The following is a 17,121-nucleotide window of genomic DNA, read 5'->3' as shown; positions in this document are numbered from 1 at the left end:
CGGCCGCGACCGCGGCGGCCGACAGCCCGGCGTCGCCCGAGACGTCCACCAGCACGGGACGCCCGCCCGCGGCCCGCGCCGCCCGCACCACCCCCAGGTCAGGACGCCCGCCCTCGCAGAGGATGACCCGCCCGTCGCCCTCCGTCGCGCAGTAGTCGGCCAGGCCCAGCCACTCCTCCACGGGGGCCGACGGCCGCCGCTCCACCACGACCGGCAGCCCGAGCCCGGACGCCGCCCGCACCAGGGGGATGTCACGCGTCCACGACGCCCCCACCACCACGGCCCCCGCCAGCTCGGCGATCGCCGGCAGGTCGGCCGCCGTGGCCGGCTCCACCAGCGTGACCCCCTCCCGCAGCGCGGCGTACGGGTCGGCCGCCCCGCGCCGGGCCCGCAGGCTGACGCGCCCGCCGATCACCACGGCGGGCCCCTCGCCCACGAGCAGGCCGCCCACCGCGACGGCCTGACGTTCCAAGGTCGATGACATTCCGGCTCCTCGACTCCAGGGCCGGCCCTCTGGAGCCGGCGGAAAACCAAAAAGGCAGAGACGGTGGTCTCTGCCTCGTGCCGACTCCAGGCGGTCGCTACCCGACGACCGGCTCTCCCGGAGCCGGCTCGGTAAACGCGTAGCGACGACAAGTCATATCTGAACCCTACACCCCGTCCCGACCTGCTGGTCGGCAGGTTGTACAGGGCGGACTGACCTTCAGGCGAGTCGCCGTTGATCCCCCGCTATGGGAGTATTTCTTGGCCTAGAGGAGGGGTTTGAGGCCGTTGACGTCGGATCGTAAGCAGGACGGACGCCGCATCGCCGGCCGGTACCACCTGCAGGAGCCCATCGGCAGGGGCGGCATGGGCATCGTCTGGCGCGCCCACGACGAACTGCTCGACCGCACGGTGGCGGTCAAGGAGGTCAGATACGCCGCCGCCCTGGGCGAGGAGGTGCAGCTGCTCAACCGGCGCACCATGCGCGAGGCGAGGGCGGCCGCGCGGTTCGAGCACCCCAACGTGATCGTCGTGCACGACGTGATCGAGGAGGACGAACGGCCCTGGATCGTCATGCAGCTCGTCCCGTCACGGTCGCTGGGCGCGGTGATCAAGCAGGACGGGCCGCTGCCGCCCAAGCGGGTGGCCGAGATCGGCCTGGCCGTCCTGGACGCGCTGCACCGCGCCCACGAGGCGGGGGTGCTGCACCGCGACGTCAAACCCGAGAACGTGCTCCTGGCCGACGACGGCCGGGTCGTGCTCACCGACTTCGGCATCGCCACCCTGGAGACCGAGACGCAGCTCACGGTCACGGGCCTGGCGGGCACGCCCGCGTTCATCGCGCCCGAGCGGCTCAAGGGCCTGCCCGCGCGGCGCGAGTCCGACCTGTGGTCCCTCGGCGCCACCCTGTACACGGCCGTGGAGGGCCGCTCCCCGCACGAGCGCGGGATGGCGCTGGCCACCATGCACGCCGTCCTCACCGACGAGCCCGACCCCGCGCCGCACGCGGGCCCGCTCACCGACGTGATCCAGGGGCTGCTGGTCAAGGAGCCGGTGCAGCGGCTGACGTTCGAGGAGGCGCAGCGGCTGCTGCGCGAAACCATCGCGCAGGCGAGCCCGCCGCCCACGGCGCAGTTCCCCGCGCAGGAGCTCCACGTGCCGGCGCCCGCCCCCCGTCCCGCCACCCCGCCCGCGAAGCCGAAACGGCCTGGCCCGGCCAAGGCCAGACGCCCGTACGCCCCCGTCGAGGACGACACCCCCACCGACCCCGACCTCGCCCTGCCCAAGCCCGTACCGGCGGCCCTGCCCGAGACCGGCGCGCGCATCTCGCAGGCGCAGACCGTCAAGCCGACGCCGCCCTCTCCCCCGGGCGGCTCCGGGGAGTCCACCATCAGCGCGGACCGGCCAGAACCGCGACGGGCGGGCATGATCCTCGCGGCGGCCGTCGCCGTCGTGCTGGTGGCCGGGGTGGGCGGCTACCTCGGCCTCAGCTCGGCCCCCGACGAGGAGCCACGCGCGACCGGCGGCCCCACCACGGCCGCCGTCACCGCCTCGACTCCGGCGGGCTCGGCGAGCGCGTCCCCTCCGTCTCCCCCGCCCTCCGCGTCTCCCTCCGCCTCTCCCTCGGAGACCGCGTCGCCGTCACCGAGCGCGACGCCCAAGGAGACGAAGGACCCGCTGCCCGCCGGGTGGAAGATGTACAAGGACAAGAAGATGGGCTTCTCCATCGGCCTGCCCAAGGGCTGGGACGTGTGGACGCGCAGCGGCCGGCAGGTCAAGTTCAAGGGACCGGGCGCGGCCTCCAACGCGTACGTCATGATCGAGGAGGCGGCCGAGCCGGGCACGGACCCGTACAAGGACTGGAAGAAGCAGGAGCCGTCGCTCAAGAACAACTTCGGCGGCTACGACAAGCTCGGGATCGAGAAGGTCGAGGACCCGCCCGCCTACATGAAGGCCGCCGCCGACTGGGACTTCACCTGGAACACCAACACGGGGAAGACGCGGGTCCGCAACAGGGGGTTCGTCACGTACAACGGGCGGGCGTACGCCATCTACTGGCACACGCTCAACAGCCACTGGAAGGCGGACTACGACTTCTTCCTGGGGTTCTGCGCGACGTTCGAACCCGCCAAGTAGGCTGCGCCCGTGCACGTCGGCAATCGCTACCGTCTGCTCGAACCGCTCGGTGAGGGCGGCATGGGCGTCGTGTGGCGAGCGTACGACGAGTTGCTCGACCGCACAGTGGCGATCAAGGAGGTCCGCTACACCGGGGTGGGCGACGCCAAGCGGGCCGAGCTCAACCGCAGGACCATCAGGGAGGCCAGGGCGGCGGGCCGCCTCGACCATCCCTCGGTCGTGGTCATCCACGACGTCGTCGAGGAGGACGGCCGGCCCTGGATCGTGATGCAGCTCGTCCGGTCACGCTCGCTGGCGCAGGTGATCGGCGCGGACGGGCCGCTGCGACCCCAGCAGGTCGCGGTGATCGGCGGCCGGGTGCTCGACGCGCTGCGGGCCGCGCACGCGACCGGGGTGCTGCACCGTGACGTCAAACCGGAGAACGTGCTGCTGGCCGACGACGGCCGGGTGGTGCTGACCGACTTCGGCATCGCCTCGATGGAGACCGAGGCGGGACTGACGGCGACCGGCGGCCTGGTGGGCACGCCCGCGTACATGCCGCCAGAGCGCCTCAACGGCGAGCCGGCCCGGCCCGAGTCCGACCTGTGGTCGCTGGGGGCGACCCTGTATGCGGCCGTCGAGGGCGAGCCGCCGTTCAGGCGCGACTCCTGGGCGGCGACCGTGGCGGCGGTGCTGCGCGACGAGCCGGCGCCGCCGGCGCGGGCCGGGTCGCTGCGGCCGGTCGTCATGGGCCTGCTGCGCCGCGACCCGGCCACGCGGATGGGGGCGGAGGAGGCGGCCCGGCTCCTGTACGAGATCGCCTCCGCACCTCCCTCCGCCTTTCCCGCCCCGCCCCTCTCTCAGCCCTCGCTTCCCTCCGCCGCGCCCGGCCACGCACCCACCCCCGCGCCCTTGACCGATGGCGGGCTCGCCGGAGGAGGGACGACGGAGACGGGCGGGCCGTCCCCCACGCTCCCCGAAGGGCGGGGCCGGCGCGGGAGGGCGTGGGGGATCTGGGTGCCCGCGGCCGTGATCGCCGTGGCGCTGCTGGGCACGGGTGTCGTGCTGCTGTCCGACCGCTGGAGCACCGCGCCGACCGTCACCGACCCCACCCCGATCGGGCAGGCCACCACCGACCCCGTCCAGGACCCGGCGGGCGACCCGAGCGCCCCGGCCCAGGATCCGGACGAGAAGCCGTCCGCGGACCCGTCGGTGACCCATGAAGACGATCCCACCGCATCCGTCCCCGACGGCTGGCGGCCCTACACGAACGCGGCGGGCAGCTTCCAGATCGCCATGCCCGACGGCTGGACGGCGAAGAAGCACGCCACCCGCGACAGCGTCTCCTTCACCGGCCCCGGCACCTCCGGCGCGATGATCGTGGAGTGGACGGTGCCCGACCTGCCCTGGTCCGACCCCGTACGGCACTGGACCGCGCTGGAGGCGGAGATCAAGCGCAAGGGCGAGTTCCAGGGCTACCGGCGCATCGGCATCACCGCCCTCGACTACCAGGGCCGCCCGGCCGCCGACTGGGAGTTCACCAGGGTGCGCGAGGGCGTCACCATCCACGTGGTCAACCGGGGCTTCCACACCTCCGACGGCCGGCCGTACGCCCTCTACTGGGAGACCCCGAACTCCCGCTGGACCAAGGACCGTCGCTACTTCGAGACGTTCGCCAAGACGTTCAGAGCACGATGAAGGAGCAGGCGCGGTTCTGGCGGCACCCGGCGGTGCCGGAGACCGACCTGCTCAAGGCCCGCTACGTCACCCACCGCTTCTCCCGGCACGCGCACGACGGCTACGCCATCGGCCTCATCGTCGCGGGCGTGGAGGAGTTCGACTACCGGGGCACGCTGCACCGGGCGGGCGCGGGCGAGCTGGTGCTGGTCAACCCCGACTCGGTGCACACGGGGCAGGCCGGGGTGCCGGGCGGGTGGGCGTACCGGATGCTCTACCCGTCGGTCCACGCGCTGGCCGCCGTCGCCGAGGAACTGGGCGCGCCCGCCGGGACGCCGCACTTCCCGCGCCAGGTGGCGCGCGACGACCAGGTGGCGGCGCTGCTCGGGCGCGCGCACGAGGCCGCGGAACGCGGTGACGCGCTGGCCGCCTCGACGTTGAGCCGGACGCTGTTCGCCCGGCTGCTGACCCGCCACGCCGCCCCCAGGCCGCCCGCGGTGCTGCCCGCCGAGGGCAGGCGGGCGGTGCGCGAGGCGCTCGACGTGCTGCACGCGAGCCTGGTCGATCCGCCGACGCTGGACGACCTGGCGGAGACCGTGGGGGCACGGCCGTTCGCGCTGCTGCGGGCGTTCAAGGAGGCGACGGGGATGCCGCCGCACGCCTACCTGACCTCCCTCCGGGTACGCCAGGCCCGTCACCTCCTGCTGGCCGGCGTGCGCCCGGCGCTCGTGGCCGCGGAGGTGGGCTTCACCGACCAGGCCCACCTCAACCGCCACTTCAAGCGCATCATGGGCGTCCCTCCCGCCGCCTACCAAAAGGCCGCAGGAACGTACAAGACCGGCTACCCACCCGGCACCTAGCCTCCCTTGGCATGGAACCGACAACTCACCGTTCCGCCGCCGTGCGGGACGGACTGGGCGTGGGCCTGGCCGTGGGGCTGTCCGGGCTCGCCTTCGGCGCCGCGGCCGTCACCGCGGGACTGTCCGTGCCGCAGGCGTGCGTGCTGAGCCTGCTGGCGTTCACGGGCGCCTCACAGTTCGCGCTGACCGGCGCGGTGGGGGCGGGCGGCGACCTGCTGGCCGCCGCCCTGAGCGCGCTGCTGCTGGGCGGCCGCAACACCCTGTACGGCCTGCGCCTGGCCGACCTCCTCCGGGTACGCGGCCCGCGCAGGCTCCTGGCCGCCCAGGGCGTCATCGACGAGACCACGGCCGTCGCGCTGGCCCAGCCGACCCAGGAGGCCGCGCGTACGGCCTTCGTGACCACGTTCGCCAGCCTCTACCTCACCTGGAACCTGACCACGCTGGCCGGCGCGTACGGCACCTCGTTCCTGGGCGACCCCGGCGTGCTGGGCCTGGACGTGGTGGGCCCGGTCGCGTTCCTGGCCATCCTGTGGCCCCGGCTGGCGGAGAGCGCCGAACTGCGCGGGCTGGCCGTGGCCGCGGCGGCGATCGCGCTGTGCGCCACCCCGTTCTTCCCGCCGGGCGTGCCGGTGCTGATGTCGGCCGTGGCCGTCCTGGTGGTGATGGTGCGATGACGTTGTGGTGGGCGATCGCCGCCGTCTGCGCGGGCTGCTACGCGCTCAAGCTGGCCGGGCTGGCCGCCCCCCGGGCGGTGCTGGACCACCCGGCGGTGCGCAGGTTCGCCGAACTCGTGCCGGTGGCGCTGCTGGCGGCGCTGATCGCGGTGCAGATGTTCACGGCGGAGGGCGGGCTGCGCTTCGACCCGGCCCGCGCGGCGGGGCTCGGCGCCGCGGTGGTGGCGCTGCTGCTGCGCGCGCCGTTCCTGGTCGTCCTGGCGGCCGCGGCGGTCGTCACGGCACTCGCCCGGATGGCGCTGGGCTAGCGCGCCCGGCCAGTGCGGGATCGCCCAGAGGCCCTCAGGACTCGTCGCGCACGATGTCGAGGGCCTTCTGCAGGTCCTGCGGGTAGTCGGTGCCGAACGACACCCACTCGCCCGTCGAGGGGTGCTCGAAGCCGAGCGCCACCGCGTGCAGCCACTGCCGGGTGACGCCGAGGCGGGACGCGAGCGTGGGGTCGGCGCCGTACTGCAGGTCGCCGACGCACGGATGGCGCAGCGCCGCCATGTGTACCCTGATCTGGTGCGTACGCCCGGTCTCCAGCTTGATGTCCAGCAGCGACGCGGCACGGAACGCCTCCACCGTGTCGTAGTGCGTCACCGACGGCTTGCCCCCTGCCACCACGGCGAAGCGGCCGTCGCCCGCCGGGTGCCGGTCGATGGGTGCGTCGACCGTGCCCCTGAACGGGTCGGGATGCCCCTGCACGAGCGCGTGGTAGCGCTTGTCGACCGTGCGTTCCTTGAAGGCCCGCTTGAGATGCGAGTACGCGTGCTCGCTCTTGGCCACGACCATGGTGCCCGTGGTGTTGGCGTCGAGCCGGTGCACGATGCCCTGGCGCTCGGCGGCGCCGCTGGTGGCGATGGTGTGCCCGGCCCCGAGCAGGCCGCCGATCACGGTGGGGCCCGTCCAGCCGACGGTCGGGTGGGCGGCCACCCCGATGGGCTTGTTGATCACGATGATGTCGTCGTCCTCGTAGACGACGGACATGCCCGGCACCGGCTCGGCGATCGGCATGGGCGCGCTGACCGGCGCCGGCATGGTCACGTCGAGCCAGGCGCCCGCCTGCACCCGGTCGGACTTGGCGGGCTGCCGCCCGTCGACGAGCACCTCGCCCGCCGTGATCAGCTCGGCGGCGCGGGTGCGGGAGAAGCCGAACAGGCGCGAGAGCGCGGCGTCGAGCCGCTCGCCCTCCAGGCCGTCGGGCACGGGCAGGCTGCGCTGCTCAGTCATCGCCGGCCACCTCCTTCTCCTTGTGCCCCTGCGTGCGCGGCTCCTCCTTGGAGCCGTCGAGCTGTACGTTGCGCCAGGCCAGGATGACCGCCAGGATGCCGCCGCAGACGATCGCCGAGTCGGCGATGTTGAAGACGGGGAAGTAGTCGATGACGGGGAAGTTCCCCGGGAGCACCTCGATGAAGTCGACGACGTGCCCCTGGAGCTGCGTGGAGCGCCCGATGCCCGAGGGGTAGCGCAGCAGCCGGTCGGTGAGGTTGCCGACCGCCCCGCCCAGCAGCAGCCCGAGCGTGATCGCCCAGGAGAGGCTGCCCAGTTTGCGGGCGGTGCGCACGATCGCCACGACCACGCCGGCCGCGATGCAGGTGAAGACGAAGGTCATTCCGGTGCCGATGCTGAACGCGGCACCGGAGTTGAAGATGACCCGGAACTGCAGGACGCCGGGGATGACCACCAGCGGCGCCTCGCCTTCCAGAGTGCGCAGCACCACCGTCTTGGTGGCGAGGTCGGCCGCGTAGATCACGGCCGCCAGCGCGATGAGGATGGTGATCAGGCGACGGCGGGCCCTGCCCGCCGTGCCACCCTCCCCCGGGCCGCCCGCTACCGGCGCTCCTCCTTCTGCTTGCAGGTCACGCACAGCGTCGCCCTCGGGAACGCCTGGAGGCGTTCCTTGCCGATCGGCTTGTGGCACGATTCGCACACTCCATAGGTCCCTGCGTCGATCCTGGCGATCGCACGTTCGTTCTGCGCGACCAGATCGCGCGCATTCAGGGTAAGGGCGATCTCGCGTTCGCGCTCGTACGTCTTGGCGCCGGCGTCCGCCTGGTCGTCGCCGGCTCCCTGGGTGACGTCTCCAGAGGCTATCTCGGTCTCGTGGCGGAGGATGTCGGCCTCGAGCTCGTCGATCTCCTTCTGGAGCCTGCCGCGTACCTCGGCCAGCTCTTCTGCCGACCACATCGTCGGTGTAGCGGTCTGCGTGACTGCCGCCATGGCTGCCTCCATTGCTGATCAAGGCCGTGAAATGGTGCGGGCAGCTTAGGATCCGGATAACGGAACGGCAAACGACCCGCCGGACGGTTTACCTCTCCCGTACTATCCCGCCCCGCGCATTCAACTCCTCCTCAGGGGCGTCCATTCCCACAACTTTGCGCGGTTTACGACTTGCGTACCGATCGGTGTCGAGAGTCGGGTTCCGCCCTGGGAAACCTGGAAGCCTTCGCCTCCACTCTGCGTTATGGTTTGTGTCTGCAAGGCGTTGATGGGGCCCCGACTGTGAGGGATATCACCCCGGAGCCGCCGGAAGAACGGCCCTTATGGGCTCATTAGAACCGGCCGCAGCCAATGAAGAGGGCCTCGCCGCGCGCGGGGTCAAGAGGGGTGGTACCGCGGGGCCGCGAGGCTTCGTCCCTTCACGCACAGCCCTATCGGCCGCTCAAGCGTGGAGGTCACGCCCGAAATGTCGTCGCCAACGTTCCGCTCTCTTCCCGCGCAGGTCGACCTGCCCGCGCTCGAGCGCGAGGTCCTCGACCGCTGGCGGGACGGGAAGATCTTCGAGCGTTCTGTGGAGCAAAACGCCGGCAACCCGTCCTGGGTCTTCTACGAGGGGCCGCCCACCGCCAACGGCCTGCCGGGCGTCCACCACGTCGAGGCGCGCGTGTTCAAGGACCTGTTCCCGCGCTACAAGTCGATGCGCGGGTTCAGCGTGCCGCGCAAGGCCGGCTGGGACTGCCACGGCCTGCCGGTCGAGGTCGGCGTCGAGCGCGAGCTGGGCCTGTCCGGCAAGAAGGACATCGAGACGTACGGCATCGCCGAGTTCAACGCCAAGTGCCGCGAGTCGGTGCTGCGGCACGTCGACGCGTTCGAGCAGATGACCGAGCGGATGGGCTACTGGATCGACCTGTCCCAGGCCTACCGCACGATGGACCCGTCCTACATCGAGTCGGTGTGGTGGTCGCTGAAGGTCGTCTTCGACAAGGGGCTGCTGTTCCGCGACTTCCGGATCACGCCCTACTGCCCGCGCTGCGGCACCGGGCTGTCCGACCACGAGCTGGGCCAGCCGGGCGGCTACGAGACCGTCTCCAGCCCGTCGGTCCACGTCCGCATGCCCGTGACCGCCGGCCCGCTGGCCGAGCTGGGCGCGGCGCTGCTGGTCTGGACGACCACGCCGTGGACGCTGGTCTCCAACACGGCCGTCGCCGTGCACCCCGACGTGACCTACGTGGCGGCCCGCACGGCCGAGGGCGAGGTCCTCGTCGTGGCCGAGCCGCTGCTGTCGGTGCTCGGCGAGGGGGTGACCGAGGTGGCCCGCTACACCGGCCGCGACCTCGAGCGCACTCCCTACAGCCGGCCGTTCGACCTGGTCGACATCCCCGGCGCCCACTACATCGTGCTGGGCGACTACGTCACCGTCGAAGACGGCACCGGCCTGGTCCACCAGGCCCCGGCCTTCGGCGCCGACGACCTGGCCGTCATCAAGCGCTACGACATGCCGGTCGTCAACCCGATCGGCCCCGACGGCCGCTTCCTCGACGACGTGCCCATGGTCGGCGGCAAGTTCTTCAAGGACGCCGACGAGGAGCTCACCGACGACCTGCGGGCGCGCGGCCTGCTCTACCGCGGCGGCCACTTCGAGCACAGCTACCCGCACTGCTGGCGCTGCCACACTGCGCTGCTCTACTACGCGCTCCCGTCCTGGTACATCCGCACCACCGCGGTCAAGGACCAGATGCTGGCCGAGAACGCCGACACCAACTGGTATCCCGACACGATCAAGTGGGGCCGGTTCGGCGAGTGGCTGCGCAACAACGTCGACTGGTCGCTGTCCCGCTCGCGCTACTGGGGCACGCCGCTGCCGCTGTGGGTGTGCGAGCGCGACGAGTCCCACGTGACGTGCGTCGGCTCGCTGGAGGAGCTGGGCTCGCTGGCGGGCCGCGACATCTCCGCGCTCGACCCGCACCGCCCCTACGTCGACGACGTGACGTTCGACTGCCCGGCCTGCGGCGGCCTGTCCCGCCGGGTGCCCGACGTCATCGACGCCTGGTACGACTCGGGCTCCATGCCGTTCGCCCAGTGGGGCGAGCGGGGCCTGCCCGAGGGCCTCTACCCGGCCCAGTTCATCTGCGAGGCCACCGACCAGACGCGCGGCTGGTTCTACTCGCTGATGGCCGTCGGCACCCTCGTCTTCGGCCGCTCCTCCTACGAGAACGTGCTCTGTCTCGGCCTCATCCTGGCCGAGGACGGCCGCAAGATGAGCAAGCACCTGGGCAACATCCTCGAGCCGATCCCGCTGATGGACCAGCACGGGGCCGACGCCCTGCGCTGGTTCATGGCCTGCTCCGGCTCGCCGTGGGCGGCCCGCCGGGTGGGGCACGGCACGCTGGAGGAGATCGTCCGCAAGGTCCTGCTGACGCTCTGGAACACCGCCTCGTTCTTCACCCTCTACGCCAACGCCGAGTCCTGGTCGCCCGACCGGCTCGCCGAGGCCACCCCGGCCGCCCAGCGCTCGCTGCTCGACCGCTGGGCGCTGGCCGAGCTGCACCGTACGGTGGCCGAGGTCACGGCGGCGCTCGACGAATACGACACCCAGCGGGCCGGCCGCCGCCTGGCCGACTTCCTCGACGACCTGTCCAACTGGTACGTCCGCCGCTCCCGCCGCCGCTTCTGGCAGGGCTCGGAAGACGCGTTCGCGACCCTGTACGAGTGCCTGGACACTGTGCTCAAGCTGATGGCGCCGATCACGCCCTTCGTCACCGACTACCTCTGGGACGTGCTGCGCGGGCCGCGGGATCCGTCCTCGGTGCACCTGACGACCTGGCCGCAGGTGCGCGACGACCTGCTCGACCCGGTGCTGTCGGACCAGATGGCCCTGGTGCGTCGCCTGGTGGAGCTGGGCCGCTCGGCCCGCGCCTCCTCCGGCGTCAAGACCCGCCAGCCGCTGCGGCGCGCGCTGGTGGGGGCGCACGACTGGCCGTCGCTGCCCGGGGAGCTGCGCGGGCTGGTGGCCGACGAGCTGAACGTCCAGACGCTGGAGGACATGTCGGGCTTCAGCGCCGACCTGGTGTCCTACTCGGTCAAGCCCAACTTCCGGGCGCTGGGCAAGCGGTTCGGGGCCCGTACGAAGCTGGTGGCCGCCGCGATCGAGGCCGCCGACGCCACCCGGGTCGCCCGTGCCCTGCGCTCGGGCTCGACGGTCATGGTGGAGGCCAACGAACTGGGCGAGATCATGCTCGGCCCCGACGAGGTGATCGTCAACGAGCAGCCCCGCTCGGGCTGGGCGGTGGAGACCGGCGCGATCGGCACGGGCACCGGTGAGACGGTCGCCCTCGACCTGGAGCTGACCGACGAGCTGCGCCGCGCGGGCCTGCTGCGCGAGGTCATCCGCCTGGTCCAGGACGCCCGCAAGTCCACGGGCCTGTCGATCACCGACCGCATCCACCTGTGGTGGACCGCCTCCTCCCCCGACCTGGCCACGGCGCTCCGCGCGGAGGGCCACGTGGTGGCGGAGGAGGTGCTGGCGGCCGACCTCACGGAGGGCACCGCCGACGGCCTGCCGTCCCACACGGACGCCGACCTGGGCCTGACCTTCCAACTCCGCCGCGCCTGACCTGTCAGAAAACACCTCACAAGGCTGCACCCACCCTCAGGGGCACACTCGCAAGAGCGCGCCCCTGAGGACGGCATCCCCACCACCCTCCAGATCAGGACCGCCCTTCAAGCGGCCACCACCGACCAGAGGAAGTGAACGCGGCCAGGACGGCAACGGCCCCTCTCGCCCTGCCCTGCCCTGTCGTCGTGCCCGGCCCTGTCGTCAGCCGCCCATCCTGCAGCCGAGCCGACACAGGCAGCTACCCCGGCGGCCGTTCCCCTGCCGCACCAGCACAAACGGGCTCTCCTGGCCCCGTCTGACCCTTTACTCGGCCAACCGTCCCACAACCGTCATGGCGCGGGCGACTGCCCATGTCCCGTCAAGGTCCGGTACCCAGCCAACCCTCTCGGGATTGTGCTGCCCCAAGCGGCGATCACTTGCCCACCGTGACCCCAGCCCGCCATGACCCCAGCCCACCGTGACCCCAGCCCACCGTGACCCCAGCCGAGCGACCCACAGCCGTACTGGCACGCACGGCGACCCCCGCCCGCGCTCAACCGAACATCCAGCAGCCAGGTCGACGCGGGCAGCTACCCCGGCCTTGCCTCAGCGACCGTCCCCCGGGCCGCGCCAGCGCAGGGGCGCGCGACCACCTCTGTCCTCAGCGACCGTCTCCCCGACCGCGCCAGTGCAGGGGGTGCGTGACCGCCTCTGCCCTCAGCGACCATCCCCCCGGCTGCACCGACGCAGGGGGCGCGCGATTGCCTCTGTCCTCAGCCGACCGTCTCCCCGGCCGCGCCAGCGCAGGGGCCGCGCGACCACCTCTGTCCTCAGCGACCGTCTCCCCGGCCGCGCCAGTGCAGGGGGTGCGTGACCGCCTCTGTGCTCAGCCGACCGTCTCGCGGTCGTGCTGGCAGACCGAGCAGCTCGTCAGCCCGGCCGCCTCGGCTGCGGCGAGCGTCATGGTCTCCACGCCGGTGTCACCCGCGCCACGGATCAACGGGCAGGCGGTGCTGTGGTAACGGCGGGTGCCGATGATGACCTTCACCGACACCGAACGCTCGCCCTTGCCACCCTCACCGCTCCCCTTGGAACTGGCGGATGCCTCACCGGCCTTGCCACCGGAAGCCTCCGCGCCGGAATCCCCCGTCTTGGACGGAGCCGCGGCCGTGCCGCCCCGAGACACCGAGCCGCCCGCGGACGGAGAGCCGCCACTCTTCGGCGTCTCCCCCGTGGCAGGTAGGGCCTTGGCAGCGGAGCCCTTGGGCTGCTCGCCGCCCGTGGCCGTCTCACGCTTGGGGGCCTCCGTCCTGGACCCCGGCCCGGCGGCGGGCGGACGCCCGGACCCGGGTGAGCCGCTCGACCCGGAGGGCCCGCCGGACCCGGCCGAGCCGGTCTTCCCTGGGACGCCGCCCGACTGCACATCCGGCCTAGTGGAGGGCTTGGTGCCGGGCTTGTCGCCCGGTCGCCCGGCTGTGGGGGTGCCCGTGGGCAGCGGGCCCTTGGGCTTGGCGGTCGACTCGGCCGAGGACGCGGGCCGCTCGTGCAGGATCACGGTCTCCCCCGGCGAGGACGGCTCCTCGACGGGCCCAGAAGGACGCTGGGACGGCTTGGCGCCCCCACCCGACGGCCCAGGCCGCCCGGGCCCGCCGGAAGCGGTCACCCGCGGCTGCGGCGCCGTCGCGGGCCCGCCGGAGTCGTCGTCCTCCGCATCGGGACGCGGCGAGGTCTTAGCTCCCGCGGGTCCGGTACGCGGCGGAGTACTGCTCGCTGCGAGTCCGGGCCGTCCGCCCATCTGCCCGGCGCCACCCGCTCGCTCGGCCGACCCGGCGGCGCCACCCGGCCCACCGGATCGGCCGCCGGCACCCGGTCGCCCTGACTGCCCGGCGGACGCACCCGGTCGGCCCGACCCGGACGCGCCCGCGGACGTCACGGGCGGCTCCCCGGGCCGTCCGGGCTTGTCACCGGACTGGCCGGACCGCTCAGGCGCGCCGGAGGAACCCACGGAAGAAGTGCGGGAGGAGGCACCGGACGAGTCGCCCGAAGAGGTGCGGGAGGAGGCGGCAGACGAGGTGGTGGCAGGGGAAGTAGCGGCGGGGGTAGCGGTGGCCTGCGAGGGCTTGCCCCCCGCCGTCTTGGGCTTGCTCGCCGGACCGGCCACGCTCGGGGAGGTCACGCTCTCGTCGGAAGAGGGCTCACCCGAACCAGACCTGCCGGACGAGACCCGCTCAGCGGACGGCCGCTCAGAAGAGGGCCGGTCGGAAGAAGGCCGGTCGGAAGAAGGCCGGTCGGCGGAGGGCCGGTCGGCGGAGGGCCGGTCGGCGGAGGGCCGGTCGGCGGAGGGCCGGTTGGTGGCGGTGCGGTCGGCGGAAGGCCGGTCGGCGGTGGTGCGGTCGGACGGGGACGGTCTGCCCGAAGAGGGCCTGCCGGGCGCAGCCTCACGAGACGCAGCCTCACGGGACGCGACCTCACGAGACGCAGCCTCACGAGACGCGGCCCCACGGGAGGCGACCTCACGGGCCACGGCCTCACGGGACTTGGCGTCGCGGGAGGGGGCCTCGGTGGGCGTGGCCGCACCGGAGGAGGGGTCATCGGAGGCGGGCCTGCCCGAAGCAGGCGTGCCATCGGCGCGGCGCGCGAAAGGCGGCGGCCGGAAGTATGAAGTCTCTGACTCCGCCTGCTGATCGTCCGGCGAATCGGCGTCGGAGGCGGCGGAGGAGCCCTTGGCCTGGCCCGCCGGAGCGGCAGGGGAAGTGCCGAACCACCCGGTGGCGCCGTCCTCGTGGGCGGCGGCAGGCTCCGGGCTGGGGGTGGAAGCCTTCGTGTCGGGCTTCGGCGGGGTGACCGGCGGCCGTAGGGCGCGGGTCTCCGCGGAGGTTTCGGCTCGGCTCTCGGCGAGAGGAGCGGGGCCTGGGGTGACGGCGGACTCGGGGTCGGCGGCAGGCGGTAGTTGCCGTCCGCCGAGCGCGGCGTCCGGCAGACACGTCGTGCAGGGCGTGAAGCCCTCCTCGCGTGCCTCTTCGTACGTGAGCTCCTCGTGCTCCCGCCCTGCCAACTGCTTGCAGCCGGGGACGTGGTAGCGCTTGCGCCCGGGGATCACCAGCACGATCGCGTCCGCCGCGATGCCGCTCGCCGCGGGCCGACGCGCTGCGGGGCTCGGCACGGTCGCCGAGCGCTGCGGCGGCTGCGGATGCGGCCGGGGGTGCGGGGGCGGCTGGTGAGCCATCGGACCGGTCTGGGTGTACGGCGGAGCGGGCGGCAGGAGCCCCTTCGGGGGGGTGGCCGGCGCAGCGGCCTGCCCACCTCCGGGAAAAAGCTCGTTACGCCGCAGGAACGCCCCGATCACCAGGAACAGCGCGGACAGCACGCTGACCACGATGGACCACATGATCAGGAACGGCTTCGCCAGTACGAAGCCCGCGATCAGCAACACCACTGCCGCGAGCACCAAACCAGCACTGATAAGGATCACAGGGGGCTCTTTCGAGTGACAGGTCCTAGCCTAGCGACGCGCTATTTTACCGGCGGTCGTTGTGCGGACCGTCAACTCCGGGGAAGATGCCCTGCGGAGCCTCGTTGCCGAACGGGTTGGGACCACCCGGAAGGGGCGGCTGACCCTGGGGGACGGCGTGCGACATGGCGGGAGCCTGACCCTGCGGGCCACCGGACATCACCGGGAAGCCACCGCTGCCCTCGGCGGAGACGTTGAGCTCGGCGAGCTGGTTCTCCAGGTAGAGCTTGAGGCGGCTGCGGTATTCGCGTTCGAAGCTGCGCAGCTCCTCCACCTTGCGCTCGAGCTCGTCGCGGGTCTGCACCAGCGAGCCCATCGCCTGGCGGTGCCGCTCCTGGGCGTCGCGCTCGAGCGTCTCCGCGCGGGCGCGGGCGTCGCCGATGACCTGCTCGGCCTGACGGCGGGCCTTGGTGAGGATCTCGTCGGCCTCGCGCCGGGCGCGGGTCACCGTCTCGTCCGCCTCCCGGCGGGCGTCGGCGATCGCCTGGTCGGCGGTCTGCTGGGCGAGCGCGAGCACGCGGGCCGCGGTGTCCATGTTGTCCTCGGGGGGAGGCATGCTCATGGCCACGGGGACCGGCGGCTGCTGCACCGGCGGCGGCTCGGGCGCCCGCATGGGCTCCGGCTGCGGCGGCGCCATCATCTCCGGCTTGGGCTGCTCCTGGACCGGGGCGGAGGCCATGGGCATGTTCATGCCGCCCGGCACCTTCCCGCGCAGGCACTCGGCCAGCTTGGCGCGGAGCTCCTCGTTCTCTTGGATCAGGCGGTCGAGCTCAGCCTCCACCTCGTCGAGGAAGGCGTCGACCTCTTCCTCGTCGTAGCCCGGCCGCAGCCGGGTGGTACTGAACTGCTTGTTCCGCACATCAGCGGGCGTCAGCGGCATTTTTTGGTCTCCTTGGCGCGCTTGGAGTCTGTCCGGAGGACGGTAACCCGAATCACTTCAGCGCGGACACGAGTTGGATCATGACCGGTGCCCCACCGGCCCGGTTCATCGCAGCCATCCGGCGAACTGGATCAAGATCAGGACCACGATGAACAGGACAGTGAAGCTTAGGTCAAAGGCCACCGTACCCAACCGGAGCGGAGGAATGAAACGGCGGAGGAACTTGAGGGGCGGGTCGGTTGCGGTGTATATGGCCTCCGCCAGCACCAGGACGACGCCCGTAGGCCGCCAATGGTGGGCGAAAGCCTGCACCGTCTCGAAGATCATCCTGCCGATGAGCAGCACCAGATAGAGAGACAGGACAACGACCAAGATCCCACTGACGATCTCCACGGCCCGGCCGCGCCTCCACTTCTGATGTGCCCACCCGGTCTTGGGGAGACCGGGTTGCTTCCGATAGGCATACAGAGACTCTAACTCTGGTTGAAGAATCCGCGTTCCGCGATTCGAGCCTTGTCTTCGGCGGTCACCTCGACATTGGCGGGGGACAACAGGAACACCTTGTTGGTAACACGTTCAATGCTGCCATGTAGGCCGAAGACCAGACCTGCCGCGAAATCGACCAGCCTCTTGGCGTCGCTGTCGACCATCTCGGTCAGGTTCATGATGACCGGGGTGCCGTCACGGAAGTGCTCACCGATGGTACGCGCCTCGTTGTACGTGCGGGGGTGCAGGGTGGTGATGCGGGCCAGATCGGTCGTGCGGCGTTCCAGGATCGTCGTGGCGGGCCTGGGCGCGGGGACCCCTGCCTCGGGTTCGTCGTCGCGGTCCTGGACCGCCACGGCACGCTCCTCGCCGCCGCGCTGCACCTCGTCCTCGTAGGTGTAGTCGTCGGTGTAGGTCTCGTACCTCTCGTAGCGGTCGTCCTCCACGAGACCGAGGTAGACCGCCATCTTGCGCATCGCGCCGGCCATCGCTACGTCGTCCTCCTGCTCATGGTCGCACTCGCTCGGGCCCGTCGCCGTGTCCGAGGCGGCTGGCGTACCCCCCTGGAGCTCACCGCT

At 72.1% G+C, this 17,121-nt stretch carries 13 protein-coding genes and 1 pseudogene; 6 read left to right on the top strand and 8 right to left on the bottom strand.

Going from position 1 to position 17,121, the window contains the following annotated elements:
- Window positions 1-484 (bottom strand): annotated as a pseudogene (locus tag ABD844_RS42000) (chorismate mutase); the annotation flags it as partial.
- Window positions 485-771: 287 nt separating this feature from the next.
- On the opposite strand from ABD844_RS42000, the gene ABD844_RS41995 reads away from it, so the two are divergent.
- From ABD844_RS41995 to ABD844_RS41975, 5 genes are read left to right on the top strand one after another with little or no spacing between them, the layout of a single operon-like run.
- Window positions 772-2,619 carry a serine/threonine-protein kinase gene (locus tag ABD844_RS41995; RefSeq protein ID WP_344891596.1) on the top strand — a complete coding sequence of 616 codons (1,848 nt, stop codon included), beginning with the start codon at window positions 772-774 and terminating at the stop codon, window positions 2,617-2,619.
- Window positions 2,620-2,628: 9 nt separating this feature from the next.
- Complete coding sequence (locus ABD844_RS41990; RefSeq protein ID WP_344891593.1) at window positions 2,629-4,296, top strand: serine/threonine-protein kinase; 1,668 nt, start codon at window positions 2,629-2,631, stop codon at window positions 4,294-4,296.
- A complete protein-coding gene (locus ABD844_RS41985) occupies window positions 4,293-5,135 on the top strand; it encodes an AraC family transcriptional regulator (RefSeq protein ID WP_344891590.1) in 843 nt (280 codons plus the stop codon). The genes ABD844_RS41990 and ABD844_RS41985 overlap by 4 nt, the downstream gene beginning before the upstream one ends.
- Window positions 5,136-5,146: 11 nt before the next feature.
- Complete coding sequence (locus tag ABD844_RS41980; protein WP_344891587.1) at window positions 5,147-5,809, top strand: AzlC family ABC transporter permease; 663 nt, start codon at window positions 5,147-5,149, stop codon at window positions 5,807-5,809.
- Window positions 5,806-6,117, top strand: coding sequence for an AzlD domain-containing protein (locus ABD844_RS41975; protein ID WP_344891584.1), 312 nt, complete (start codon window positions 5,806-5,808; stop codon window positions 6,115-6,117). The genes ABD844_RS41980 and ABD844_RS41975 overlap by 4 nt, the downstream gene beginning before the upstream one ends.
- Window positions 6,118-6,151: 34 nt before the next feature.
- Here the strand turns inward: ABD844_RS41975 and ABD844_RS41970 are convergent, their stop codons facing one another.
- The 3 genes from ABD844_RS41970 to ABD844_RS41960 are packed head-to-tail and all read right to left on the bottom strand — an operon-like array spanning window position 6,152 to window position 8,071.
- On the bottom strand, window positions 6,152-7,081 hold the full coding sequence (locus tag ABD844_RS41970; protein ID WP_344891581.1) for an RluA family pseudouridine synthase: 930 nt from the start codon (window positions 7,079-7,081) through the stop codon (window positions 6,152-6,154).
- A complete protein-coding gene (gene lspA, locus ABD844_RS41965; protein WP_344891578.1) occupies window positions 7,074-7,718 on the bottom strand; it encodes a signal peptidase II in 645 nt (214 codons plus the stop codon). The genes ABD844_RS41970 and lspA overlap by 8 nt, the downstream gene beginning before the upstream one ends.
- On the bottom strand, window positions 7,682-8,071 hold the full coding sequence (locus tag ABD844_RS41960) for a TraR/DksA family transcriptional regulator (protein ID WP_344891575.1): 390 nt from the start codon (window positions 8,069-8,071) through the stop codon (window positions 7,682-7,684). Before ABD844_RS41960 ends, lspA begins: the two co-directional genes overlap by 37 nt.
- A gap of 466 nt (window positions 8,072-8,537) precedes the next feature.
- Here ABD844_RS41960 and ileS point away from each other — a divergent pair, with 466 nt between their 5' ends.
- On the top strand, window positions 8,538-11,684 hold the full coding sequence (gene ileS, locus ABD844_RS41955; protein ID WP_344891572.1) for an isoleucine--tRNA ligase: 3,147 nt from the start codon (window positions 8,538-8,540) through the stop codon (window positions 11,682-11,684).
- An 868-nt stretch (window positions 11,685-12,552) separates the two neighbouring features.
- Here ileS and ABD844_RS41950 read toward each other — a convergent pair.
- From ABD844_RS41950 to ABD844_RS41935, 4 genes are all read right to left on the bottom strand, one after another.
- Window positions 12,553-15,117, bottom strand: a complete 2,565-nt coding sequence (locus tag ABD844_RS41950; protein ID WP_344891569.1) for a hypothetical protein — start codon at window positions 15,115-15,117, stop codon at window positions 12,553-12,555.
- A gap of 67 nt (window positions 15,118-15,184) precedes the next feature.
- Window positions 15,185-16,057 carry a DivIVA domain-containing protein gene (locus ABD844_RS41945; protein ID WP_344891566.1) on the bottom strand — a complete coding sequence of 291 codons (873 nt, stop codon included), beginning with the start codon at window positions 16,055-16,057 and terminating at the stop codon, window positions 15,185-15,187.
- A gap of 105 nt (window positions 16,058-16,162) precedes the next feature.
- Window positions 16,163-16,450: a YggT family protein gene (locus ABD844_RS41940; protein WP_344891563.1), complete on the bottom strand. Its 288-nt coding sequence runs from the start codon at window positions 16,448-16,450 to the stop codon at window positions 16,163-16,165.
- Window positions 16,451-16,530: 80 nt separating this feature from the next.
- Entirely contained in the window at window positions 16,531-17,031 is a 501-nt protein-coding gene (locus ABD844_RS41935; RefSeq protein WP_344891560.1) for a cell division protein SepF, read from the bottom strand.
- Window positions 17,032-17,121: the final 90 nt, after the last annotated feature.

Origin of the sequence: Nonomuraea antimicrobica, from assembly GCF_039536965.1 — a bacterium.
Lineage (GTDB): Bacteria > Actinomycetota > Actinomycetes > Streptosporangiales > Streptosporangiaceae > Nonomuraea > Nonomuraea antimicrobica.
Note: the sequence above shows the minus strand (reverse complement) of the source record. Positions and strands in the feature narration are given on the sequence as shown.